The organism is Acidisoma sibiricum (assembly GCF_057837225.1).
On the sequence record NZ_CM174445.1, the window covers coordinates 1,515,416 to 1,538,977 of the forward strand.

The window sequence follows — 23,562 nt, forward strand, 5'->3', positions numbered from 1 at the left end:
GGCCTGAAGACTCAGGCCTGGATATCGTATTCCGGGTGGCGGCCCTTGCTTTCGGACCACAAACCGGCGCCGCCGTCGATGCCGGCTTCGTTGGACACCAGTCGGATGGAGGCGGGCAGATCCAGCGTCACGTGCTTGGCATTGCCGCCGCCGATATAGAGGCGGTCGAAATGCGTCAGCGAGCGAATGACATCGATCACCCGTTGCACGCGCTTGTTCCACCGCTTCTTGCCGACCGACTCGAAAGCTGCGTTCCCGACGTAGAGATCGTAGGTGTATTTCTTGTGGATCGGGTGCGTTGACAATTCAAGGTGCGGCGCCAGCTCGCCATCGTAGAAAATGCCGGTGCCGCAGCCGGTGCCCAGCGTCAGGATCACCTCGAGCCCCTCCCGCGTGATCACGGCCAATCCCTGCATTTCCGCGTCATTGACGATCTTCGTCGGAATACCGCCGAAGCGATGCGAGACGAGGGCGGCCAGATTGACGCCATGCCAGACATCCTCGCCCAGATGGGGCGCGGTGAGGATGACATTGGCCCGCACGGCGCCAGGAAAGCCGATGGCGATGCGGTGGAATTGCGGCAAAGGCTTCACCAGATTGGCGATCGCCTCCACCAGAACGCCGGGCGGGCTGGGGTGCGGGGTGGCCACGCGTACTTTGTCGGCGATCATCGCCCCCGTGTGATCGATGACGGAGGCCTTGAGCCCGGTGCCCCCGATGTCGATCGAGAGGATATTCAAACCCTGTTGAGTCTCTGATGGGGCTGTCGCCCCATCCTGTCCAGAAGTCAGATCGGCCGCCAAAATCGCCCCTCCCTTTCCAAAAGCTGGTTGGCCTCTTCGGGTCCGGCAGACCCAGCCTTATAGTTCGGAAAGGATGCGTCGTGGACGGCCCAGTTGTCCACAACAGGTTGCACGACACGCCACGCGGCTTCCAGCTGATCCGCCCGCTGGAAGAGCGTCGCGTCCCCGATGAAGCAGTCGAAGATCAGCGTCTCGTAGCCTGTCGCCGGTGCCTGCTTGAACCAATCATCATAATTGAAGTTCATCGAGACGTGTTCAAAGGTCAGCATCGGCCCAGGCTTCTTGGCATTGAACTGAAGCTTGATGCCTTCTTCGGGCTGGATGGAGATGATGAGCCAGTTGTCGCCCAGCGCATCCACCCGCGTGTTGCGGAACATGGCGAAAGGCGCCTGCTTGAAGCGGATCGCGATTTCCGTCTTGCGCTTGGACATGCGCTTGCCGGTGCGAAGATAGAAAGGCACGCCGGCCCACCGCCAGTTGTCGATCATCACCCGCATGGCGACGAAGGTTTCCGTGACGCTGGTCGGCGAGACATGCGGCTCATCGCGATAGGCGATGGCCGGCTGGTCTCCGATTTCCCCAGCCGCATACTGACCACGGACGGCACAGTCCGGCGTCAGGGCATGCATGGAGGTGAAGACTTCCGCCTTTTTCGCGCGGATCGCTTCTGCGTCGAAAGCCGAAGGCGGCTCCATCGCCGTCATGGCCAGAAGCTGGAAGACATGGTTGGGGACCATGTCGCGCAGCGCGCCCGTATGCTCATAGAAAGACCCGCGCAGCTCCACGCCGACCGTCTCGGCGACGGTGATCTGCACATGGTCGATGCGGTCGCGGTTCCAGATCGGTTCAAACAATCCATTGGCGAAGCGCACCGCCATGATGTTCTGGACGGTCTCTTTGCCCAGGAAGTGGTCGATGCGATAGACCTGATCTTCCGAGAGAACCGACAGAACCTGCTTGTCGAGCGCGATGGCCGAGTTGAGGTCGTGGCCGAAGGGCTTTTCAATGACGACGCGCCGCCAGCTTTCGCCTTCCTGAACCGTGAGGCCAGCGCGGCCGAGGCGCTCCACCGTCGGGCCGAAGAACCGTTCCGCTACTGCAAGGTAAAACAGAACGTTCTTGCCCAGGTCCTTCTCTTCGTTGAGCTTATCAAGATGATCGCTCAAGTTCTCGAAGGTATCCTCGCTCGACAGATCGCCGGAGAGATAGGACATGGTCCCGGCAAGCCGCGCCCATGCCTCTTCGTCGACCGCATGATCGGCGTCGGAACCTTCGCCGCCCTTCTTCCGGGATGACACCAGGAAGTCATGCAGATTACTGGCCCAGGCTTCCGCATCCTGCTGCACGAGATCGACGCCGACCAGGGCGAAGTTTTTCGGCAGCAGGCCGGAACAGCAAAGATTGTACAGCGCAGGCATGACGAGGCGCTTCGTCAAATCACCCGCGGCGCCGAAAATCACCATCGCGCAGGGCGGCGCGACCGGCGGCGTGCGGAGGTTTGCGCTGTCGCCGCTCATCCCTGGACGCTCGGCGTGAAGCTCTTGCCTTCAACATGGCCACCGAACTTGTTGCGCATGGCGGACAGCAGCTTCTCGCCGAAGCTGTTGTCGATGCGGGAGCGGAAACGCGCGAAAAGCGCGGCGGTCAGAACTTCGGCGGAGACCGCTTCTTCGATCGCGGCATTGATGGTCCAACGGCCTTCGCCGCTGTCATCGACCTTGCCGGTGAATTCCTCAAGATTCGGGCTCTCATTCAGCGACATGGCGGTGAGGTCGAGCAGCCAGGAGGAGACGACGCTGCCGCGGCGCCAGACTTCCGCGATATCGCCGAGATTGAGGGAGTAGCGTTCATCCGCTGGCAGCTTGTCGGAGTTCTTGCCGCGCATGATGTCGAAGCCTTCGGCATAGGCCTGCATCAGACCGTATTCGATGCCGTTATGGACCATCTTTACGAAATGGCCGGAACCGACAGGGCCTGCATGAATATAGCCGTGTTCGGCGCGGGTATCGCCGTTGAAATGCGGCGTGCGCTCGATATCACCGATACCCGGTGCCAGGGTCGCGAAGATCGGGTCGAGGTGATCGACGATCGCCTTCTCTCCGCCGATCATCATGCAGTAGCCTCGTTCCACACCCCAGATACCGCCGGAGGTGCCGACGTCAACATAGTGCAGGCCCTTTTCGAGCAGGGCTTTGCCGCGGCGGATATCATCCTTGTAGAAGGTATTGCCGCCGTCGATGATGATGTCGCCCGGCTCCAGGATGGTGGTCAGGGTCTCGATCGTTGCCTCGGTGATATGGCCGGCGGGCAGCATCACCCAGACCGCGCGAGGCTTGCTGAGTTTCTGCGCCAATTCCTGGAGCGAATGCGCGGGGACCGCGCTTTCCTTGGCCAGGGCATCGACACTGTCGGTGTTCACGTCGAAAACCGCGACTTCGTGGCCGTGCTGCATGAGCCGACGAGCGATATTGCCGCCCATTCGTCCCAAACCGATCACACCAAGCTGCATCCGAGCCTCCTCATGGTATTTGCGGGAGAGACGATATCGTGATGGTGCTCCTGAGACTAGCGGCCGGTTCCTACAGTTTCGTGTTTGATGCCGCGGAGAGCCCGCGGGGTGGGGAAGGACATCCTCCGCCCGGCGGGTCGCCGCTTGCCATTAGTGCTGCGGCGGTCTCGGCACGTTTTCATGCGGGGCAGGACGGGGTGCCTCGGCGTGCGGCGCAGGCCGCGGGGCTTCTATGCGCGGAGCGGGCGCGGGGCGCGGGGCAGGTGCCGGTCGCGGCGCGGCGGCCGGTCCGGGTGCGGGCTGCGGTCGTGCGGCCGGAGCAGGGCGGGGAGCCGGCGCTGGCGCCGGTCGGGCTGCGGGAACCGGGGCAGGGCGTGGCGCGGCTTGAGGCGCGGCTGGTCGCTGGGCCGGCGCCTGAGGGACCGCCACCCGCGGTGCTTGTTGCGGCGTGGGCCGGGGCGCTTCGGCCCGGGGCGTCTGCGCCGCGGGCTGGCCTGCGCCTGGCCGCGGCGCCGCCAATTGCGGAACGGCACCGGGTCTCGCCTGTGCGGGCTGGCCGATCTGACCATGGCCTTGGGCGGGGGCACCTGGCGGACGCGGCGCCTCAGAATGCCCGCTGGCCTGCGGCAGTGGCGGCAGGCCACGCACGGGCAAGCCCAGTGCGCCGGGCTGTGGCGTCACGCCGGGCCGCGCCCCGCCAGCAGGGGCAACGCCGGGCCGCGGCGCCTGTCCCGCGCCAGGACCGGACTGCTGCGTTGCGCCCGGTGCCGGCGAAGCGCCCGGCTGCACGCCCGGCGCTTCGCCGCGCGGTAACCCCGCGGCGCCCCCCCGAAAGCTGGGGGCCACGGCGGCGTGACCCACGAGCGGCGGCGGTGCGCGACGGCCACCGACCTCGCCACCCGGCGTCGGCCGGAAGGCAGGACCCGGTGCCGCTGTCTGCGATGGCGCGCCATGCGGCGCGGGTGGCAGGTCATGGCCGCCGCTACCGGGGCGGAAGGCTTGCACCTGGGCGCCATGGGGCAGCGGCCGCGCCACCGCGGCGATCGGGCGTGAGCCGAGCATGGCGTCACGGGGCACGAAGGTCGCGCCCTGGCGGTTGTAGAAGCCGCCGGGCGCGCCGCCCGGAGCCTGATTGTTGATCTCAACGTTGCGGTAGCTGATCCGGTTGTTCACCACTGTGACGTTGCGCTGATAGAATTGATTGTAGTTCTGCACATAGGGCCGGTTATAGGCACCGAAATAGCGGGGCGAGACCGGGTAGGGCGGGTAATAGGCTTCGCGCGGGCCAAGCGGCGCCCAGCCGATCGAGCCTGATGCGAAGGCGGCGGCCGTCAGCGCGCCGGCGGCAGCACCCAGAAAGGTGACCAGCGCTGGCGCATAGACCGGTTGATAGCTCGCCTCGTTATAGCCGGGATCGGCGGCGGGTGCCGGAACCCATCCCCAGCGGCCACCGAACTGCGCCCAGCGCCCGTAATGGAAGGGGGCAAACCCCCAGGGTGCATTATCCACCCAGGTCCAGCCCCAGGGCTGGACATAGGCCCAATGACCCTCCCGGTATGGCACCCAGGAGGAGGCGACCTGCGGAAACCAAACCGAGCCGACATCGGGCTGCGGCGTCCAGCTGCCATATTGGGTCAGGACGGCTGCCCCCGTCATCTGGGCGACAACCGGCGGTGCGGCTGTCGTCGTCGGCGGCGGCGGTGGCGCCGCCTGCTGCAGCATCGTCGTCAGAAACTGGTCCTGCTGCATGCCGCCGAGCTGGCTTTGCACGGGATTGGTGCCGGAGACGACGAGCGTCTGCTGGGCCGCCACGGCCTGCGGTCCTGACTGGCCGACACCGGTGAACTGCACAGCACCTGTCACCGCCGTTACATAGGTCGGCGTGCTGCTGTCGCCGGCATAGATCTCATACTGCCCGTTGCCGACGATCTGCGCGGTGCCGCGCGGCGTCTGGATGACCACGCTCTGGCCATTCTCCAGCGCCACGATATTGAGGAAGACCTCTCCCTGCGACAGGGCCAGCGTAATCGTCGACTGGTCAATTTCCTGCGCCGTCAGCTCGGTGCCGCTGGCGAGTGCGACGCGGCTGGAATCAACGATGACGGATGCCTGGGCATTCGGCTGGGTCCATACCGCGTCCCCCGTCGCGAAGGGGTAGTTCTGGGTCGCTGTCACCCATTGATTTTGGCTGGCGCTGTGAAACGACACAGAGCCTGAGAGATTTGACAGCCAGCCGACGCGTGCCGGCGGATCGCCGGCATCGGTCGCGGCATTGACGGGGGCGCCGGCCGGCGCCGGGGGCGCCGTTACTTGCGCGAAAGCAGGCAGGCTTGTCGCCAGATTGGCACTGACAAGGCCGAAGCTGGCAATCACGGTCGGCAAAAACGACCATCGAACGCGAAGAGTCATGGCTGGCTGCCTCAGGCTGGGGATGGGACTGCGTATGGGCGCAATCCAGTTGGTCTCCAGATGAGGCCAAAACCGTGTTTGGCGTGTGGCAGGCCCATGGCTCTCCCTAAAGTGATCGCGACACCCGGCGGATTAGGTGACCGCAGCCTTGGTTCGGCCTCGGTTGCTGCAACAAAGCGCCCAAGTTAGCGGACAGTTTGGGTGACTGGGCGAAAGCCCTTGGGCGAACCGGGAGGCGCCGCACGATGACTCGCTCATTAAAATCCTTGTTTCGCATAGGTTTGGCAGGCTCGGCGCTGCTTGCTGTGGCCGGCTGCTACTATCCACCCGGCTACGATGCAGGGCCAGGGTATGGAGCGGCCGGCTACGCGCCCGGTTATGCGCCCGGCTACGTCCAACCCTATGCCGCAGCGCCCGTTATCATCGGTGGCGGCTATGAGGGCGGCGGTGGCTACTGGGCCGGGGGACATCCCCCGCCACCCCCACCACCGGGCGGATGGGGTGGCGGTGGCTATCGGCCTCCGCCGGGCGGCGGCGGTGGCCCGCCTCCAGGCGGTGGTGGCGGCTATCGTCCGCCGCCAGGTGGTGGGCAACCTCCGGGTGGTGGTGGTGGCTATCGTCCGCCACCAGGTGGTGGTCAGCCTCCGGGTGGTGGTGGTGGCTATCGTCCACCGCAAGGTGGCACGGCGCCAAGTCAACGGCCCGCTGGTGGCGGTGGCCAGCCCTATCAGCCGCCCCCGACCAATCAGCGCATGTACAGTCACTGACGACCTGCCCGCTGCTTGCGGCGCCGCTCAATCTGCGGTGCATTGCCCTATATAAGGTCTGAGAGAGGGTAGAGCGGTGGGCAGCTTTGATCGTGTCATTCGCGGCGGTATTGTGGTGACCGGCAGCGATACCCTGCGGGCGGATGTCGGCATCTCGGGTGAGGTGATCACCGCGGTGGGGCTGGGTTTGGATACGGCCGGCGCGGAGGTCACCGACGCCGGCGGCCTTCTGATCCTGCCCGGCGGTGTCGATCCGCATTGCCATATCGAACAGTTGGACCCCGACGGCTCGTCCTATGAAGATACGTTCGAGATCGCGTCGCGCGCCTGCTTTGCTGGCGGAACGACCAGCGTCATCACCTTTGCGGCCCAGTTCAAGGGGCAGCGCCTGGGGCCGGTGCTGGCGGAATATCATCGCCGTGCCGCCCGCGGCATGGTCGATTACAGCTTCCACCAGATCGTCAATGACCCGTTCGATGCCGTTGTGCGGGAGGATATTCCCGAGGTGGTGGCTGCGGGCATTCGCAGTCTCAAAGTCTTCCTGACGTATGACGATGTCCGCATCGACGATCGTCAATATCTGCGCGTCCTGGCCGCGGCCCGCCGCGCCGGCGCGCTCGTTACCGTTCATGCCGAGAATTACGACGCGATCGGCTGGTTGACGGAAGCGCTTCTCAAGGCGGGTCTGACGTCACCGAAATACCACGCCTGGGCGAGGCCCACGGTGATCGAGCGCGAAGCGACGCATAGGGCGATTGCGCTGGCCGAGCTGCTCGATCAGCCGATTCAGATCTTTCACGTCTCCGGCCCTGAGCCGGCGGCTGAAATTGCCGCAGCCCAGGCGCGGGGTCTGAAAGTCTGGGGCGAGACCTGCCCGCAATATCTGGTGCTCCACGCCGAGGATATGGACCGGCCTGGTTTCGAGGGGGCGAAATTCATCTGCAGCCCGGCGCCGCGCGGCCAGGCCGAGAGCGACGGACTGTGGCAGGCCATCCGTGCGGGAACAATCGACATCATCTCCTCCGACCACAGCGGCCATAGCTTCTCCAAGGCCGGGATCGGCAAGCAGAAAAATGGCACGGACGCACCCTTTACTCGCATTCCCAACGGCGTTCCGGGCCTTGCCGCCCGCTTGCCGATCATTTTCAGCGAAGGCGTATCGAAAGGGCGGATCGATTTGCAGACCTTCGTCCGGTTGACCTCGCTGAATGCGGCCAAGCTCTTCGGGCTTTATCCGCATAAGGGCACGATCGCACCCGGGGCCGATGCCGATCTGGTCCTGTGGGACCCCAGCCGCAAGGTCACCATCACCAATAGCCTCATGCAGCACGCCATCGACTACACGCCCTATGAGGGGCTGGAGGTGATCGGCTGGCCGCAGGTGACCTTCGCCCGCGGTCGTCCGGTGATGCAGGATGGGGTGGTGACGGCGGAACCGGGCTCGGCCAAATTCCTGGCCCGCGCCCCTTACGACCTGATCCGGCCGCGGGGCGTTTTGCCCAATGGGTTCGATGCCAGCGTGATTATGATCTGAGGTTTTCTGTCACACCTGCGCCAGCTCGGGCGCGGGTATGACGTCCAGATTAAAGGCTTGGGCCAGCAGCGCATAGGACCGCAGCCGTGCCGCATGGTCGTACAGGATGTTGACGACCATGACTTCCTCGGCGCCGTATTCAGCGGCAACCGTTTGCAGGCCGTCGCGCACCTCCTCTGGCGTGCCCAACACCATGCGTCGCACGCGGGAGCTGGGGACCGTGTCATTTTCCAAAAACCGCTGCGCTTCCTCTGGCGGCGGCACGGCGATGAGCTGGCCGCGATGCAGCAGCTTGAAGAGCATCCGCGAGCTGAGCGCCAGCCGCTCCGCCTCGGCTGATGTATCGGCCGTGATCGACCAGCATGCGACCATGATCTGTGGGCGATCGATGGCGCGCGCCGGATTGGGCCGAAAGGCGCGGCGATACTGTTCCGCCAGGTCCGCGCCCTGCGGGTTGATGAAGTCGGCGATACAATAAGGCAGGCCAAGTTCCGCCGCCCAGGCGGCGCTATCGGGCGAGGTCCCAAGCATCCAGGGTGCCGGTTTGTTGTCGCCCCCCGGCAGGGTTTTGCTGAGGTAAGCGAAAGGATGGCTGTCGGGGATGGTGCCGTCGATATAGCCCAGAAGTTCTGCTAGGGCCTGGGGGAAGTCATCCGGCGCGCGATCCCGCCGGTCGCGCTGCAGGGCAAAGGCCGTGCGCCCGTCTGAGCCCGGCGCGCGGCCCAGGCCAAGATCGATGCGGCCCGGAAACAGACCGCTCAGCATGCTGAAGGTTTCTGCGATTTTGAAGGGGCTGTAATGGGGCAGCATGATGCCGCCGGTGCCAAGGCGGATGCGGTCTGTCGCCATCCCGACCGCACCCAGCAGCACTTCGGGGCTGGCTGAGGCAAGACCGGGGGTCGCGTGATGTTCGGCGATCCAGAAGCGATGAAAGCCGCTTTTCTCTGCCAGCTGAGCGAGATCCACGACCTGTCGCAGCGCCTGCCCACCGGTCTTGTTGGCGGCGATCGGCGCCTGATCCAGAATGCTGACGCGTAAGGGGATGCTGGGCTTGTGCATGGCGTGCAAGGTGGCCCCCTAGGATCAGAAACTCAACGCCGGCTGCGGCGGTCAGGCCAGCCAGATGATATCGGCCTCTGTCACGATCCGCTCCAGCGCCGGCCTCGCGAAATAGAAGCCCTGCATATAGCGGCCGCCAAGCGCCAGGAGCGTTCTTACCTCCGCCTCGGTCTCGACCCCCTCGAAGACAGCTTCGATCCCGATCTCGTCGCAAAAGCCGAGGATCGCCCGCACCATGGCCTGGCGCACGTGATCGTCGGGGATGCCGGCAACCAGCTGGCGGTCCAGCTTGATGCTGTCCGGCCGAAGTTCGGCGAGCCGTAGCAGGCCGGAATGCCCCGTGCCGTAATCGTCAAGCGCGATGCGGAACCCGATCTGTCGGTAGGTCTCGACGATGCGGCGCAAATGGCCGGGGGCGACGACATCTTCGGACTCGACGATCTCAAAGGTCAGGCGGTCGAGTGCAAACCCGGTGCGTCGGGCGGTCTCAAGCGTCGCACGAATGCAAGCGATGGGCTCGTAAACCGCATTTGGCAGAAAGTTGATGTTGAGACGGGTGGGGAGGCCCAATTGGGCGGCGAGTTCGATCGCCCGGGTGCGGCAGGCCTGGTCGAAAGCATAGAGCGTCTCGGGGGTGACGCCGGAGAGCACTGTCGCGGCACTTTCGCCGCCTATGCCGCGGACCAGCGCCTCATGAGCCACCATCCGATTTTCGCGAAGATCGACGATTGGCTGGAATGCCATGGTAAAAGGTGACGGGAAGGCCGTGCCACAGGCGCCGCCGCAGCCAGGGGCTGCGCTGCTAGCCTTCAGCCCAGAAGGATGGGCAGCCTCGTCGTCTCTGGAGGGGGGCACGAGTGAGCGAGATCCCTTCACACGCTTAAAGTCGTAACGATAGCAACGACCGTTGTCTGAGGCCTATGGCGTTAGATCGATACTTATAACGTTTCGTGTCTCCGGGCTGGATGCAAAGCTGCGTGAGCGCGCCCCTGCACAGGCCTGCGAATGGCTGACCGGCGGCAGTCCGAAGCGGCTTTCGCTTGCATTGCATCGCCCGATGCGCAATAGCAGCGCCGCTTTCCGTGCCCTGATTGTCAGGGGGCGGCGGGCAAATTCGCACGCAGGGCGCCTTTCTCGGCCGTAAACGACCGGGTCCGGTGCTTCAAAGCCTCGCCCTGCGGAGGGTTAACCGGACGAATAGGAAAGGAGCACGCTTATGGCGATGCCCGAATATACACTGCGTCAGCTGCTGGAAGCCGGCGTTCACTTTGGTCACCACACCCGTCGTTGGAATCCGGCGATGGCGCCGTATCTCTTCGGTGTCCGCAACCAGGTCCATATTATCGACCTGCAGCAGACCGTTCCCCTGCTCGACCGTGCGCTGCGCGCGCTCCGCGACACGACCGCCAATGGCGGCCGCGTTCTGTTCGTGGGCACCAAGCGCGCCGCTGCCGAGCCGGTGGCCGAGGCTGCTCGTCGCTGCGGCCAGTACTACGTCAACCATCGCTGGCTGGGCGGCATGCTCACCAACTGGAAGACCATCACGGCCAGCATCAAGCGCTTGCGCCAGATCGAAGAGCTGGTCGCCGGTGACACCCAGGGCCTGACCAAGAAGGAAGTTCTTGAGATCACCCGCGACCAGGAGAAGCTGGAGCGCGCGCTTGGTGGCATCAAGGAGATGGGCGGCCTTCCCGACATCATCTTCATCATTGATACCAACAAGGAAAAGCTCGCCGTTGAGGAAGCCAACAAGCTGGGCATTCCGGTTGTGGCCGTCCTCGATAGCAATTCCGATCCGCATGGCGTCACCTATCCGATCCCGGGCAATGACGACGCGATCCGCGCCATCATGATGTATTGCGATCTGGTGTCGAACGCCGTGCTCGACGGCATCAGCGCCGAAATGGCGGCATCCGGCCGTGACATCGGCGCTGCCGAGGAACTGCCCTCAGCCGTTCTGCCGGCTGAGGACGATGAGGTCATCGAAGTGGCGGAAGTGGCTCCGGTCGCCGCCGAGGCCTGACGATTTTCCGCCATATCGGGTGCCTTCGTGCTCCCGATATGGCGGACCGATGACGTAAGGCCGCAAGGCCTTCTCTGGATGTTCGGGGCCGATATAAAGGCTCGCCTAGAGGAATCGATGGCGGCGCTGCCGAGATGCGGTGCCGCTTAACCACACGGAGATCGAAATGGCCGAGATCACAGCCGCGCTGGTCAAGGACCTGCGCGAGAAGAGCGGCGCCGGCATGATGGACTGCAAGAAGGCGCTGGCCGAGACGGCAGGCGACCTGGATGCCGCCATCGACTGGCTGCGCAAGAAGGGCTTGTCCGCTGCCGCGAAGAAGTCCGGCCGCGTCGCCGCCGAGGGTCTGGTCGGTGTGGCGAGCACGACCAATGCGGCCTCCATGGTTGAGGTCAATGCCGAGACCGACTTCGTTGCCCGCAACGAAACCTTCCAGGGCTTCGTCGAGACCGTCGCCCAAGTGGCGCTTGCGGTCGGCGAAGACGTGGAAGCCATCAAGGCCGCGCCCTTCCCCGGCACGAGCCATACGGTGGCCGATCAGCTGACGCAGCTCGTCGCCACGATCGGCGAGAACATGACGATCCGTCGTGCCCGCGTCCTGCGCGTGCCGAGCGGCGTCGTCGCGACCTATGTGCATAGCGCGCTGAGGCCTGGCCTGGGCAAGATCGGCGTTCTGATCGCTCTTGAGGCTCCGAGCGAGCTGGACGGGCTTGAAGTTCTCGGCCGCCAGGTCGGCATGCATGTTGCCGCGACCCGCCCGGAAGCGCTGGACGTCGACTCGGTCGATCCCGCCGCACTGCTGCGCGAGCGTGACGTGCTGAGCGAGCAGGCGCGCGCTTCGGGCAAGCCGGAAGCGATCATCGAAAAGATGGTCGAGGGCCGTATCCGCAAATACTACGAAGAAGTCGTTCTGCTGGAGCAGGTGTGGGTTCATGACGGCGAAAGCCGTGTCCGCGCCGTGGTCCAGAAGGCGGGTGCAAAGCTGGCCGGCTTCGATCGCTTTCAGCTGGGCGAAGGCATCGAAAAGCAGACTTCCGACTTCGCGGCCGAAGTCGCCGCAACTGCCGGCATCGCTCCCGCCGGCGTCTAAGACAGCAATGCCGGAGGCGGCACCGCGCCGCCGCCTCCGCGCGGTCACCGTAAGCAGTTTTGCTTAGTAATGGTCGCGCTGAGCGCCTTTGCGCTTCCATTGAGACTCTGTCACTTGTGGCGCTCACCCCCTATATCTAGGGTGCGGCTGCCCGGGCTTAGTAAGCCGGATCGGCAGGCGGCGTGCGGCTACAGGAAATCAAGGACATTATGAACGGGCAGCCTCTCTATAAGCGTGTGCTCCTCAAGCTGTCGGGTGAGGCGCTGATGGGACCCGGCGAGTACGGGCTTGATTCGCCTACGGTGAAGCAGATCGCGGCGGATATCGGATCTGTTGTGGGCATGGGTGTTGAAGTCTGCGTCGTGATCGGCGGCGGCAATATCTTCCGCGGCATGAAGGGTGCAGCTGCCGGTATGGATCGTGCCCAGGCTGATTACATGGGTATGCTGGCTACGGTGATGAACGCGCTGGCGATGCAGAGCGCGCTCGAACTTGCCGGCCTGCCGACCCGCGTACAATCCGCCATCCCCATGGCGAGCCTGTGTGAGCCCTATATCCGCCGCCGTGCGCAACGGCATATGGAAAAGGGCCGCATCGTTATCTTTGCCGCCGGTACGGGCAATCCGTTCTTTACGACCGATACCGCGGCGGCGCTCCGCGCGGCCGAGATGAGCTGTGATGCCATTCTCAAAGGAACGCAGGTGGATGGCGTCTATTCTGCCGACCCCTATAAAGTTACCGATGCCAAACGGTTCGACACGCTGACCTATCTAGAGGTGCTCTCTCAGGATCTCGCCGTGATGGACGCGGCAGCCATCAGCCTGGCGCGCGAGAGCAAACTGCCGATCGTGGTCTTTAACCTGCACCGGCAAGGCGCATTTGCGTCTGCCATGCGCGGTGAGGGGCCATATACGATCATCCGCGACGTTTGACGAAGGAGGGGCCTGTGCCCGCAGACCTGAATGCTTTGAAGCAAGACCTGACCCGTCGCATGGATGGCGCGGTCGAGACCCTGCGCAAGGACCAGAGCGGCCTGCGCACCGGCCGTGCCAGCCCGGCTCTGCTGGAGCCTGTGCGCGTCGATGCTTATGGCGCGATCACGCCTTTGCCGCAGGTTGGCACCATCGCCGTGCCCGAAGCCCGGATGATCACAGTGCAGGTTTGGGATCGCAGCCTGGTGAATTCCGTGGTTGCCGCGATCCGGGACTCCGGCCTTGGCCTCAATCCCGGTGCGGACGGCCAGACCGTGCGCGTGCCCATTCCCCAGTTGACCGCCGAGCGCCGGGTGGAGCTTGCCAAGGCGGCCAACCGCTATGCGGAAAGCGCCCGGATTGCGGTGCGTGCCGTGCGCCGCGATGGCATGGAGCAGATCAAGGGTTTCGAGAAGAAGAGCGACATCAGCAAGGACGAGGCGGAAGACTGGTCCGGCGTCGTGCAGAAGCTAACCGACACCTACGTCAAAAAGATCGACGAGATGGCGGCTGATAAAGACCGCGAAATTCGCCAGGTGTGAGACAGTCCATCCATGAACCGCGCCGTGCCCTCTGAGAGGGCCGCCGTTTCCACGGACGCCCTGATTAAGCGTCCGAAAATCGGGGGAGATGGGACACCCCGCCATGTCGCGATTATCATGGATGGCAACGGTCGCTGGGCGAAGTCCCGCGGCATGCCGAGGGTCGCCGGTCACCATAGCGGGGCCAAGGCTGTGCGCCGCTGCGTGGAGGCGGCCATCGACCAGGGCGTAGAGTGGCTGACACTCTTTGCCTTCAGCAGCGAAAACTGGCGTCGCCCCGAAGGCGAGGTCATGGAACTGACCAGCCTGCTCAAACAATATCTGCGCAGCGAAGTCGCAGAACTTGCCAAGCAGGGTGTTTGCTTTCGGGTGATCGGGGATCGCACACGCTTTTCCTCCGAACTCCGGGCCGAATTTGATCGGGCAGAGCGCGAGACGGCGGGCAATCATCGTCTCAACCTTACCGTTGCCCTGTCCTATGGCGGTCGGGATGAGATTGTGAAGGCCGCGCGCAGCATGGCGCATGCGGTGCAGGCCGGCACGCTTGAGGTCGATGCGGTGGACGAAGCGGCGTTCGGCCGTTTCCTCTGGACCGCCGCCATGCCCGATCCTGACCTGCTGATACGGACCAGTGGCGAGCGCCGGCTCTCGAATTTCCTTCTCTGGCAATGCGCCTATGCGGAGCTTGTCTTCATGGATGTGCTCTGGCCGGACTTCGACGCCTCTCATCTGGCAGCGGCGCTTGCGGATTTTGCGCGGCGCGACCGACGTTACGGTGCCAGTGTCGGCTGAGCCTGCGCCGTCTTTGCCTGAGGGGGGCGCTGTCGCGCCCCGTCCTCCGGTCAAGAAAGGGCGGTGGGGCGATCTGGGCAAAAGGGTTGGTTCTGCGGTGGTCCTCGCACCGCTGGCCCTGACCTGTCTCTGGTTCGGCAAAGATGCCTGGGCGATTCTGATTGCCGTCGGTGCGGCCGGCTGTGCTGCCGAATGGGCCGGCATGAATAAGGTGAGCGCCTGGAACTGGCCGCACCTGCTGCTGCCGCTGGGCATGGCGATCGTGCCTCTGGTCGCCCATAGTTTCGGCGGACCGGTGGCGCTGGCGCTTGCCGCGCTGCTGACGGTCATAGGTTGGCTGGTGTTCGGCGCTGACAGGCGCGCGCTCTGGCTTGCGGGCGGTTTCGTCTATCTGGCGCCCGCCGTGATCGCGCTGGTCAGGCTGCGGCATCTGCCGAGCGTCGGCCGCTGGGACATGGTCTATCTGGTGCTCATCATCTGGGCGAGCGATATCGGCGCCTATATCGTCGGGCGTCTGGTCGGTGGTCCGAAGCTGGCCCCGGCCATCTCTCCCGGCAAAACCTGGTCAGGCGCTGCAGGCGGCGTGTTGGCTGCTGCCTTGGTCGGCCTGGGCGTTGCAAGCCTTGTCAGCATCCACCTGCCGATCGGTCATTGCGTTGTGATTTCCATCGTGATCGGCATCGCTTCACAGATCGGCGATTTGCTCGAAAGTGGCTTCAAGCGGCATTTTGGCGTGAAGGATTCGGGGCGATCGATCCCCGGACACGGCGGGCTGCTGGATCGGCTTGACGGCATGCTGACGGCGGCCCCCACCGCCATCGTGATCGCGCTTTTGCTTGGGGAGGGAGTGTGGCTGTGGCAGTGAAAACAATCAGCATCCTGGGCAGTACCGGGAGCGTGGGCACGCAAACGCTGGATCTGATCCTGGCGGAGCCCGATCGCTACCGCGTGCGCGCCCTGGTCGCTGGCCGCAATGTCGCGCTGCTGGCCGAGCAGGCAAAACTGTGCCGCCCGGAAATTGCCGTTATTCACGATTCGGCCGGTCTCGATGCATTGAGTCAGGCGCTGGCAGGCACCGGCATCGCGGTCGCCGCTGGCGCTGAGGCTGTTCTCGCGGCGGCGGCACTGCCGGCAGATTGGACCATGGCCGCGATCATTGGCATGGCGGGACTTCATCCGACGCTGACGGCCATCCGCCGCGGTGGCGCCATCGCTTTCGCAAATAAGGAAGTCCTGGTATCGGCCGGCGATATCATGATGGACGCTGTCGCCGCTGCCGGCGTCCGGCTGCTGCCGGTCGATTCCGAGCATAATGCGATTTTCCAATGCTGGGAGTCCGCGAATGCGCGGACGATCGAGCGTATTGTGCTGACGGCATCGGGTGGCCCCTTTCGCCAGACCAGCCGCGAGGCGATGGCGGCGATCACGCCGGAAGCCGCGCTCAAGCATCCGGTCTGGTCGATGGGTGCCAAAATCACCATCGACTCGGCCACCATGATGAACAAGGGCCTGGAAGTCATCGAAGCGGCGCGTCTGTTCCGGCTGCCGAGTGCGGCGGTTGACGTGCTGGTTCACCCCCAATCGGTGGTCCATGGCATCGTCTGCTATGCCGATGGCAGCATGCTGGCGCAGCTCGGCGCGCCGGACATGCATATTCCAATCGCCCATGCCTTGGGCTGGCCGGATCGTTTGGTGACGAACGCAAAGCGGCTGGATCTGACCACGCTGTCACAGCTCGAATTCACGGCCCCGGACCCTGTTCGTTTCCCCGCCTTGCGCGTCGCGCGTGAGGTGCTTGAGGCCGGTGGCGGCGCGCCTGCGATTATGAATGCCGCGAATGAGGTGGCGGTCGCGGCCTTTCTGGCGCGGCGGATCGGTTTTCTGGACATCGTCGGCACGGTCGAAGCCGTGCTTGATACGCTTGGCGTCCCGCCGGCCCCGGACCTGGAAGCGATTATTGCGCTCGATGCCGCGGCACGTCACGCGGCCGATGCGCGCATTCTGTCGCGTGCCGCGTGACGGCCACCCAGCTAATCGGCTAGAGACGGACCATCATGCACGACATCATCAGTCTCCTCCGCACGCTTGTTTCCTTCGCTATCGTCCTGGGCGTCCTCGTTTTCGTCCATGAGATGGGCCATTACCTTGCGGCCCGTTGGCGCGGCGTCCATGTGGAAACCTTTTCGATCGGCTTCGGCCAGTCTCTCGCGCGATGGACCGATAAGCGGGGCACGGTGTGGAAACTTGCCTGGATTCCGCTGGGTGGCTACGTCAAGCTGCATGGCCAGGAACGGCCGGACGATATCTCCCCCGAAGAGCGGGCAGCCTGGCAGTCCGGCCGAACCTTCCATGAGAAGTCCGTCTGGTCGCGCATGATCGTCATCGCGGCCGGGCCGATTGCCAATTTTATCCTGGCAGCGGTCCTATTCATCGGCCTCTTCATGGCGGTGGGCAAGCCGATCGATGCACCGGTCGTCGGCCAGATCATGCCGAATTCGGCCGCGTCCCACGCCAACCTGAAGCCGGGCGATCTCATCCAGAGCGTCGGCGGCGTTCCGGTCTCGAGTTTCGCGGATATCCAGCATCAGGTTGCCCCTAACCCGGGCAAGGATTTGGGGCTGACCGTCAAGCGCGGCGATGCCTCGATCATGTTCCGGCTGACGGTCGGCACCGCACCTGACGGCCATGGCGGTCAGCATGGCGTACTCGGCATCATCGAAGGCCCGCCGAGCTTCCAGCGCCTGGGTCCGGGCGCCGCAGTGGTGCAGGGGCTGCAGGAGACTTGGAAGGTCGGTCGGGAGACGCTCAATGGCCTATGGCAGATTGCCGCCCACCGTACAGGTCTGAATCAGCTGGGCGGCCCGCTCCGAATCGCGTCCCTATCGGGGCAGGTCGCGGCGATGGGCATCGCGAGCCTGGTGTCTTTCATCGCGGTTCTGTCGGTCAATCTGGGCCTGATCAATCTCTTCCCGATCCCGGTCCTGGACGGCGGCCACCTTCTTTTCTACATCGCGGAGGCGATCCGCGGCCGGCCGATTCCCGCCCGTGCCCAGGAATATGGCTTCCGGGCTGGATTCGCTCTGCTGCTTTGCCTGTTTGTTTTTGCGACATGGAACGACGTCAATCAGTTGGGCTTCGTTCGCTGGGTGACGCATCTCGTCGGATGACGTAGGAATGACCCCGGTATTGCGGCCAGAAAGACCTTGCCGCGATACGGGGGGCTGAGATAGGGCAAAGCCGCCGGTCCGTGTCTTGCGGTCGGGGCTCTTTGCCGGACTATCTAGCGACTGCCGCGCGTTGCCTTCCCCCAGGGGATTGGCCTCTCGATGGCGGAAGGTCCGATGGTCGGGGCCCACTGACGTTTTTGCCCGCCTGCCGATCGGGCTGGTTCTGCTACCGGCATTTGCCGGAACTGAGGGAGACGCGTTCTTTGCTTCGCACTCGTGCTGCGCTGCTCGCAACAGCCTGCCTTCTGCCCGCGCTTGTCCCCGGTGCAGCGTTTTCGCAAACCTTGCGTCACCACGCCACGAAGCCGGGGCGGCCGAAGGCTGCTGCCCAGGCTCAGACGGGCAACACCATTGCGGCCATCGTGGTGCAAGGTAATCACCGAATCGAGGCTGGGACCATTGAGTCCTACATGCTGCTGACGCCGGGACAGCCCTTCGATCCCAAGGCGATCGACCAAAGCCTCAAAACACTCTATGCGACAGGCCTCTTTAAGAATGTCTCTATCACGCGGGTTGGCAACAATCTGGTGGTCGATGTCAGCGAAAACCCAGTGATCGCGCAGGTTGCCTTCGAGGGTAACCACCAGCTGGTCAACAAGGACCTGGTCGCTGTCGTCTCACTGCGGGGCAATTCGGTCTATACGCCGCAGGCGGCCGAGCAGGATCGCCAGGCGATTCTCGATGCCTATGCCCATAAGGGCTATTATTCGACGACTGTCGTGCCGCAGATCATCCTGCTGCCTGAAAACCGCGTCGATGTCGTCTACAAGATCCATGACGGCAAGGCCACCTACATCAGCCGCATCGCCTTCGTGGGTAACAAGCACTTCAGCGAAGGCGCATTGCGCGACGTTGTCAGCAGTCGCGAAAGTGCCTGGTGGCGCTTCCTGTCGACCTCCGATTCCTATGATCCGGGCCGGGTAGGCTTGGATCAAGACCTGCTGAGCCGCTTTTATCATCGCAGCGGCTATCCCGATTACCAGCTTCTGAACACGGAAGCGGAGCTTGCGCCCGATCGCTCCTCCTTCTTCATCACTTTCGTGCTCAACGAAGGGCCGCGCTATCGCATCGGCAATGTCAAGATCGTGTCGCACCTGCCGCATCTTGACGGCGCGACGGCCGAAGGCGACCTGCAACTTTCCAAGGGCGACTGGTATAACGGCGATGCTATCACCGAGAGCGTCCAGGCCATCACCGCCGACATCCAGGGTCGGGGCTTCGCCTTCGTTCAGGTCAAGCCGATCGAGACGAAGCGGGTCACCTCGAGCGGACAGCATGTTGTCGACCTGACCTTCGAGATCACCGAGGGGCCACGCGTCTTCCTCGAACGGATCGACATCACCGGCAATAGCCGGACCGAGGACAAGGTCATTCGCCGTGAGTTCTCGATCGCGGAAGGGGACGCGTTCAACGCCGAGAAGATCAAGCAGTCGCGCCAACGTCTGACCGAATTGCAGTATTTCAAGAACGTGGACATGAGCACGCAGCCGGGCTCCGCCCCCGACAAGATCGTGCTCACCACCAATGTTCAGGAACAGGCGACCGGGTCGTTTACCATCGGCGGCGGTTACTCGACCGATGACGGCGCGTTGATCGATCTGGGCCTTAACGAAAAGAACCTTATCGGCAGCGGTATCGATGCCGGCATTACGGGTGTGCTGGCCCAGCGTGCCAGCCAGATCGACCTGTCGGTGACAGACCCTTATTTCCTCGACCGCAACCTGATGCTGGGCGGCGAGATTTTCGATACGACGAACAATAACCTCAGTATTTCGCAGTATGAGGAACAGCGGCTCGGCTTTACGATCCGCACCGGCTATGCCTTCAACAACTATCTGTCGCAGACCGAGAGCTACTCGCTGGTCGATCGCGATGTCTACAACGTCGAATCCACTGCCAGTATCTATGTGCAGAACGAAGAGGGCTGGTCACTACTGTCGCAGCTCGGCCAGGCGCTGACCTATGACCGGCGCGACAGCACACTTGATCCGCACAAGGGCTACATCATTCGCCTGGGGACTGATTTCGCCGGTCTCGGCGGCAGTTCGGACTATGTCCGCGTGAAGCTGGATGCAGGCTACTATATCCCGCTCGACTACTTCACCGGCAATAGCGATTGGACTCTGGCGCTGCGCGCTGGCGGTGGAAAGCTCTACCGCTACGGCGGCAACAACTATCTGATCGATAACTTCTTCCTGGGCGGCGACAATATGCGCGGCTTCCAGGAAGGTGGTGCCGGCCCGCATGATACGGCGACCGGCGACAGCCTCGGCGGCGATACCATCATGACGGGCACGGTGGAACTGCACTTCCCGCTGCCGATCTCCAAGGATATCGGCCTTTCGGGCCGTCTCTTCTCTGATATCGGCACGCTGTATGGCGTGACGGATCAGTATGGAGACGTGTACCAGAACAAGTCGCCCCGCGTGTCCGTCGGCTTCGGCTTCTCGTGGAACACACCTTTCGGCCTTATCAACATCGATATTGCAGATCCGGTCGTGAAGTACAAATACGATCAGACTCAGGTCTTCCGCTTCGGCTTCGGCACGAACTTCTAGCTTTCATCCCGCTTCGGTAAGGTTATAGATCCTTTGCGATACCTTTCTCGTTCTATGGTCGCCGTGGCGGCGGCGCTGCTGCTCACGCCTGGCGCGGTTTATGCCCAGACTTCCCAGGGCCAAGGCTGGTTCGTTCCCGGCCAGGGTGGCCAGCCAAGCGCCAAGCATGGTTCGGCCGGGTCATCCCACACCGCCAGCCGGCGCGCCGTGGCCATGCCGGAGATGGGCGCGCCCATCCCCGTCGCTCCGGCCTCCGATCCCAAGGCTGAGGCTGCGGCTCAGGCCCAGGCCAGTGCGCCCATTCCGACCTTGCCGACGCTGATGAAGGAAAGCCCGCCGCCGGCGCCGATCATCGGTGTTATCGGGGTGCCGGATGTGCTGCAGGCCTCTGTTGCCGCGCAAGCGGTAGAGAAGGAGATTCAGCGTCGGCGTGCGGCGCTGACGGCCGAGGTTCAGAAAGAGCAGGATATGTGGCGCCGTGTTCAGGCGGCGCTGGCCGACCCCAAGGCGCATTACAGCCCGGATGAACTCCGGTCGCGGGAAATGGCGCTGCAACAGCGCATCGCCAATTCCCAACTTGCCTTCCGCAATAGCGAGGCCCGCATCCAGGCGGCGGCACAGGTCGCCCTTGGTCAGGTCGAGCGCACGCTGATTGCCGTGATTCGTCAGGTGTCGACCAGCCGTGGCATGAATCTGGTGCTGCACCGGGCGCAGGTTGCACTCAATATGAATGAGTTCGACATCACCGACGAAGTGACGAAGCAGTTGAATCAGGTTCTGCCCTCGGTCACGGTGCCGCCGGATACGGCCTTTGCGAAGGTTACGGCAGCGGCGATGCAGGAGCAGCAGCAGGCTCAACAGGGATCGCTCGGACAGTAAGGATCGGCGGTTTGGTGCAACCTATAGCCGGGGACCCGCGTTTCTTTCTACGTGCGGGTCCTTTTCCACTTTTGACGATTGCTGAAACGATCGGGCTAGAAACCAGCGGCCTGCCGCTGGATCGTGTTTTTACCGGCATCGCGCCGCTGCAAAGCGCAGGGCCTGGCGAAATCAGTTTTCTAACCAACCGGAAATATCTCGATTCCCTGGGCGAAACGCAGGCAGGCGCTGTCATACTGGAGCCTAACCTCAAGGCCCATGTTCCGGCCGCGACGGTCGCGCTGGCCGCTGAACGTCCCGTGACAGCCTGGGCGGCGGTGGCACGTCTGTTTCACCCGTCGGACGGGGTCAAGCCCGGGATTCACGTGACAGCAGTCATCGATCCTTCCGCGCAGGTTTCACCTGAGGCCGAGATCGGTCCTTATTGCGTGATTGGTGCAAGGGCTGAGATTGCGCCTGGTTGCCGGATCGGCCCGCTTGTGACCATCGGCGATGGCGTGCAGGTCGGACGCGACACGCGGATCGGCTCTCATGCCGCGGTCAGCCACTGCCTGATTGGCGAACGCGTCTTCATCTTTCCCGGCGTGCGGATCGGGCAGGAAGGCTTCGGCTTTGACCCCATGCCGACGGCACGAGGATTCACCACTGTGCCGCAACTTGGCCGGGTGATCATTGAGGATGATGTCGAGATCGGCGCCAATTCGATGATCGACCGGGGGTCGGCACAGGACACCGTGATCGGTGCGGGCTCGCGTCTCGACAATGGGGTGCAGATCGCCCATAACGTGCGCCTTGGTCGGTGCTGTGTTATCGTTGCCCAGGCTGGTATTTCCGGTTCCACAATACTAGGCGACTACGTAACCCTTGCTGGTCAGGCAGGTGTTGCGGGCCATCTTCATATCGGTCAGGGGGCAAGGGTCGGGGCGCAGGCTGGCGTCATGGCGGATGTTGCGCCTCGCGCGTCGGTTGTCGGTAGCCCGGCTGAGCCAGTGAGAGAATTTTTTAGGCAGGTTGCCTTTTTGCGCCGGATGATGCGGCGCGAGGAAGCGGCTAAAAATTAGGGCGGATGCGGGCCTGGTTTGATGGATGCAGAGACTGACAACGGCGCGACCTTGACTGGCGCGACCCCCGAAAAGCATGTCGTCGATATTGCCGGTATCATGCGGGCGATACCGCATCGCTACCCGTTTCTGCTCATCGACCGTGTTGTCGATATGATCAAGAACGTCTCGGCCGTGGGCATCAAGAACGTGACCATTAACGAAGGTCTATTCCAGGGCCATTTCCCAGGCCATCCCGTCATGCCTGGCGTGCTGATCATTGAAAGCATGGCGCAAACGGCCGCCGTGCTGGTCGTCGAAACGCTTGGTCCCGATGCGCGCGGTAAGGTCGTCTATTTCATGTCGGTCGAGGGCGCGAAATTCCGCCGCCCCGTCGTGCCCGGCGACCAGATGCATGTGCATGTCGTCAAGCAGCGTAACCGCGGCAATGTCTGGAAGTTCGAGGCCGTGGTGCGTGTAGACGGCACTGCGGTTGCCGAGGCGGTCTTTGCCGCCATGATTATGGATCGTGTTGCATCGTGACGTTCGTTCATCCGGCGGCGATCGTTGAAGATGGCGCTTTTATCGGCCAGGGCGTGGAGATAGGGCCCTTCTGCCATGTCGGCCCAAATGTCGTGCTGGAGGATGGGGTGCGCCTCATCTCCCATGTTGTGATCGACGGCCACACGCGGATCGGCGCAGGGGCGACCTTGTTCCCCTACGCGAGCGTCGGCCTGGCGCCCCAGGATCTGAAATACAAGGGTGAGCCGACCCGCTGTGAAGTGGGCGCCGGCACCCAGATTCGCGAGCACTGCACCATTCACCGCGGCACCGCCACGGGCAAAGGTATCACCATCGTCGGCGCCCGCTGTCTGCTGATGGCGGTGGTCCACGTCGCCCATGACTGCATGCTGGGTGACGGGGTCATCATTGCGAATAACGTCGTGATGGGTGGCCATGTCAGTATCGCGGATGGCGCCGTCATCGGCGGCAGTGCCGCGATCCACCAATTCGTGCGCATCGGTCATGGCGCCATGGTGGGCGGCGTGTCCGGTGTCGAGGCTGATGTTATTCCCTTCGGTCTGGTGATGGGCAATCGGGCGCGGCTGGCCGGACTGAACATCGTCGGGCTGCGCCGCCGTGGGCAGGAGCCGGCCGATATCCGCCGGCTGCGCGCCGCCTTTCGGCTGTTGTTCCGGCAGGACGGCGTGTTCGCGACCCGGCTTGCTGAAGCGCATCAGCGCTACGGCTCTGACCCGCTGATCGCCGAAATCCTCGCCTTCATCGACGCGCCGAGCAAACGCGGTCTCATCCGTCGTGATACGCGCACGGTAGAGACCGAAGATGCCGCCTGATCAG

Annotated in this window: 21 protein-coding genes; 15 read left to right on the forward strand and 6 right to left on the reverse strand. The window is 63.6% G+C overall.

The features are described from left to right. Nucleotides 1-11 precede the first annotated feature (11 nt). From AC3G7M_RS07330 to AC3G7M_RS07345, 4 genes are all read right to left on the reverse strand, one after another. Nucleotides 12-740, reverse strand: coding sequence for an ROK family protein (locus AC3G7M_RS07330; RefSeq protein ID WP_489215216.1), 729 nt, complete (start codon nt 738-740; stop codon nt 12-14). A gap of 47 nt (nt 741-787) precedes the next feature. Continuing rightward, nucleotides 788-2,320: a glucose-6-phosphate dehydrogenase gene (zwf, locus tag AC3G7M_RS07335; protein WP_489215218.1), complete on the reverse strand. Its 1,533-nt coding sequence runs from the start codon at nt 2,318-2,320 to the stop codon at nt 788-790. Then, nucleotides 2,317-3,312: a phosphogluconate dehydrogenase (NAD(+)-dependent, decarboxylating) gene (gene gnd, locus AC3G7M_RS07340; RefSeq protein WP_489215220.1), complete on the reverse strand. Its 996-nt coding sequence runs from the start codon at nt 3,310-3,312 to the stop codon at nt 2,317-2,319. Before gnd ends, zwf begins: the two co-directional genes overlap by 4 nt. A 150-nt stretch (nt 3,313-3,462) precedes the next feature. Further along, nucleotides 3,463-5,721, reverse strand: a complete 2,259-nt coding sequence (locus AC3G7M_RS07345) for a DUF6600 domain-containing protein (RefSeq protein ID WP_489215222.1) — start codon at nt 5,719-5,721, stop codon at nt 3,463-3,465. A 501-nt stretch (nt 5,722-6,222) separates the two neighbouring features. On the opposite strand from AC3G7M_RS07345, the gene AC3G7M_RS07350 reads away from it, so the two are divergent. After that, complete coding sequence (locus AC3G7M_RS07350) at nt 6,223-6,543, forward strand: hypothetical protein (RefSeq protein WP_489215224.1); 321 nt, start codon at nt 6,223-6,225, stop codon at nt 6,541-6,543. A 21-nt stretch (nt 6,544-6,564) separates the two neighbouring features. Further along, complete coding sequence (gene hydA, locus AC3G7M_RS07355; protein ID WP_489215226.1) at nt 6,565-8,022, forward strand: dihydropyrimidinase; 1,458 nt, start codon at nt 6,565-6,567, stop codon at nt 8,020-8,022. Nucleotides 8,023-8,031: 9 nt separating this feature from the next. On the opposite strand, the gene AC3G7M_RS07360 is transcribed toward hydA, so the two are convergent. Together AC3G7M_RS07360 and AC3G7M_RS07365 are read right to left on the reverse strand one after the other, a co-directional pair. Further along, a complete protein-coding gene (locus tag AC3G7M_RS07360) occupies nt 8,032-9,081 on the reverse strand; it encodes an LLM class flavin-dependent oxidoreductase (RefSeq protein ID WP_489215987.1) in 1,050 nt (349 codons plus the stop codon). 51 nt (nt 9,082-9,132) lie between these two features. Further along, nucleotides 9,133-9,825, reverse strand: a complete 693-nt coding sequence (locus AC3G7M_RS07365; RefSeq protein ID WP_489215228.1) for an EAL domain-containing protein — start codon at nt 9,823-9,825, stop codon at nt 9,133-9,135. A 472-nt stretch (nt 9,826-10,297) separates the two neighbouring features. Between AC3G7M_RS07365 and rpsB the strand changes: the two genes are divergently transcribed. The 13 genes from rpsB (at nt 10,298) to lpxA (ending at nt 23,558) form a co-directional block, all read left to right on the forward strand. Then, complete coding sequence (gene rpsB, locus AC3G7M_RS07370; RefSeq protein WP_489215230.1) at nt 10,298-11,104, forward strand: 30S ribosomal protein S2; 807 nt, start codon at nt 10,298-10,300, stop codon at nt 11,102-11,104. Between the two features lie 166 nt (nt 11,105-11,270). Beyond that, the gene (tsf, locus tag AC3G7M_RS07375; protein WP_489215232.1) at nt 11,271-12,194 is read left to right on the forward strand and encodes a translation elongation factor Ts; all 924 of its coding nucleotides are present in this window, start codon (nt 11,271-11,273) and stop codon (nt 12,192-12,194) included. A gap of 209 nt (nt 12,195-12,403) precedes the next feature. Continuing rightward, nucleotides 12,404-13,126, forward strand: a complete 723-nt coding sequence (gene pyrH, locus AC3G7M_RS07380; protein ID WP_489215234.1) for a UMP kinase — start codon at nt 12,404-12,406, stop codon at nt 13,124-13,126. Between the two features lie 59 nt (nt 13,127-13,185). Continuing rightward, on the forward strand, nt 13,186-13,707 hold the full coding sequence (gene frr / locus AC3G7M_RS07385; protein WP_489215989.1) for a ribosome recycling factor: 522 nt from the start codon (nt 13,186-13,188) through the stop codon (nt 13,705-13,707). Nucleotides 13,708-13,824: 117 nt separating this feature from the next. Continuing rightward, on the forward strand, nt 13,825-14,499 hold the full coding sequence (gene uppS, locus AC3G7M_RS07390) for a polyprenyl diphosphate synthase (RefSeq protein ID WP_489215236.1): 675 nt from the start codon (nt 13,825-13,827) through the stop codon (nt 14,497-14,499). Nucleotides 14,500-14,596: 97 nt separating this feature from the next. Next, complete coding sequence (locus AC3G7M_RS07395) at nt 14,597-15,364, forward strand: phosphatidate cytidylyltransferase (RefSeq protein ID WP_489215238.1); 768 nt, start codon at nt 14,597-14,599, stop codon at nt 15,362-15,364. After that, on the forward strand, nt 15,355-16,518 hold the full coding sequence (locus AC3G7M_RS07400) for a 1-deoxy-D-xylulose-5-phosphate reductoisomerase (protein ID WP_489215240.1): 1,164 nt from the start codon (nt 15,355-15,357) through the stop codon (nt 16,516-16,518). Before AC3G7M_RS07395 ends, AC3G7M_RS07400 begins: the two co-directional genes overlap by 10 nt. A gap of 35 nt (nt 16,519-16,553) precedes the next feature. Further along, on the forward strand, nt 16,554-17,666 hold the full coding sequence (gene rseP / locus AC3G7M_RS07405) for an RIP metalloprotease RseP (protein ID WP_489215242.1): 1,113 nt from the start codon (nt 16,554-16,556) through the stop codon (nt 17,664-17,666). 263 nt (nt 17,667-17,929) lie between these two features. Beyond that, entirely contained in the window at nt 17,930-20,284 is a 2,355-nt protein-coding gene (bamA, locus tag AC3G7M_RS07410) for an outer membrane protein assembly factor BamA (protein ID WP_489215244.1), read from the forward strand. A 33-nt stretch (nt 20,285-20,317) separates the two neighbouring features. Further along, nucleotides 20,318-21,163 carry an OmpH/Skp family outer membrane protein gene (locus tag AC3G7M_RS07415; RefSeq protein ID WP_489215245.1) on the forward strand — a complete coding sequence of 282 codons (846 nt, stop codon included), beginning with the start codon at nt 20,318-20,320 and terminating at the stop codon, nt 21,161-21,163. A 2-nt stretch (nt 21,164-21,165) separates the two neighbouring features. After that, nucleotides 21,166-22,224 (forward strand): UDP-3-O-(3-hydroxymyristoyl)glucosamine N-acyltransferase, encoded by a 1,059-nt coding sequence (gene lpxD / locus AC3G7M_RS07420; RefSeq protein WP_489215991.1) that lies wholly within the window; start codon nt 21,166-21,168, stop codon nt 22,222-22,224. A 21-nt stretch (nt 22,225-22,245) separates the two neighbouring features. Beyond that, nucleotides 22,246-22,746 (forward strand): 3-hydroxyacyl-ACP dehydratase FabZ, encoded by a 501-nt coding sequence (gene fabZ, locus AC3G7M_RS07425; RefSeq protein WP_489215247.1) that lies wholly within the window; start codon nt 22,246-22,248, stop codon nt 22,744-22,746. After that, nucleotides 22,743-23,558, forward strand: a complete 816-nt coding sequence (gene lpxA, locus AC3G7M_RS07430; RefSeq protein WP_489215249.1) for an acyl-ACP--UDP-N-acetylglucosamine O-acyltransferase — start codon at nt 22,743-22,745, stop codon at nt 23,556-23,558. The genes fabZ and lpxA overlap by 4 nt, the downstream gene beginning before the upstream one ends. Nucleotides 23,559-23,562 lie beyond the last annotated feature (4 nt).

Coding starts and splice junctions, on each gene's coding strand:
- zwf (WP_489215218.1), bottom strand. CDS start 2,320: ATGAGCGGCGACAGCGCAAACCTCCGCACGCCGCCGGTCGCGCCGCCC.
- gnd (WP_489215220.1), bottom strand. CDS start 3,312: ATGCAGCTTGGTGTGATCGGTTTGGGACGAATGGGCGGCAATATCGCT.
- AC3G7M_RS07345 (WP_489215222.1), bottom strand. CDS start 5,721: ATGACTCTTCGCGTTCGATGGTCGTTTTTGCCGACCGTGATTGCCAGC.
- AC3G7M_RS07360 (WP_489215987.1), bottom strand. CDS start 9,081: ATGCACAAGCCCAGCATCCCCTTACGCGTCAGCATTCTGGATCAGGCG.
- AC3G7M_RS07365 (WP_489215228.1), bottom strand. CDS start 9,825: ATGGCATTCCAGCCAATCGTCGATCTTCGCGAAAATCGGATGGTGGCT.
- rpsB (WP_489215230.1), top strand. CDS start 10,298: ATGGCGATGCCCGAATATACACTGCGTCAGCTGCTGGAAGCCGGCGTT.
- tsf (WP_489215232.1), top strand. CDS start 11,271: ATGGCCGAGATCACAGCCGCGCTGGTCAAGGACCTGCGCGAGAAGAGC.
- pyrH (WP_489215234.1), top strand. CDS start 12,404: ATGAACGGGCAGCCTCTCTATAAGCGTGTGCTCCTCAAGCTGTCGGGT.
- frr (WP_489215989.1), top strand. CDS start 13,186: ATGGATGGCGCGGTCGAGACCCTGCGCAAGGACCAGAGCGGCCTGCGC.
- uppS (WP_489215236.1), top strand. CDS start 13,825: ATGGATGGCAACGGTCGCTGGGCGAAGTCCCGCGGCATGCCGAGGGTC.
- rseP (WP_489215242.1), top strand. CDS start 16,554: ATGCACGACATCATCAGTCTCCTCCGCACGCTTGTTTCCTTCGCTATC.
- fabZ (WP_489215247.1), top strand. CDS start 22,246: ATGGATGCAGAGACTGACAACGGCGCGACCTTGACTGGCGCGACCCCC.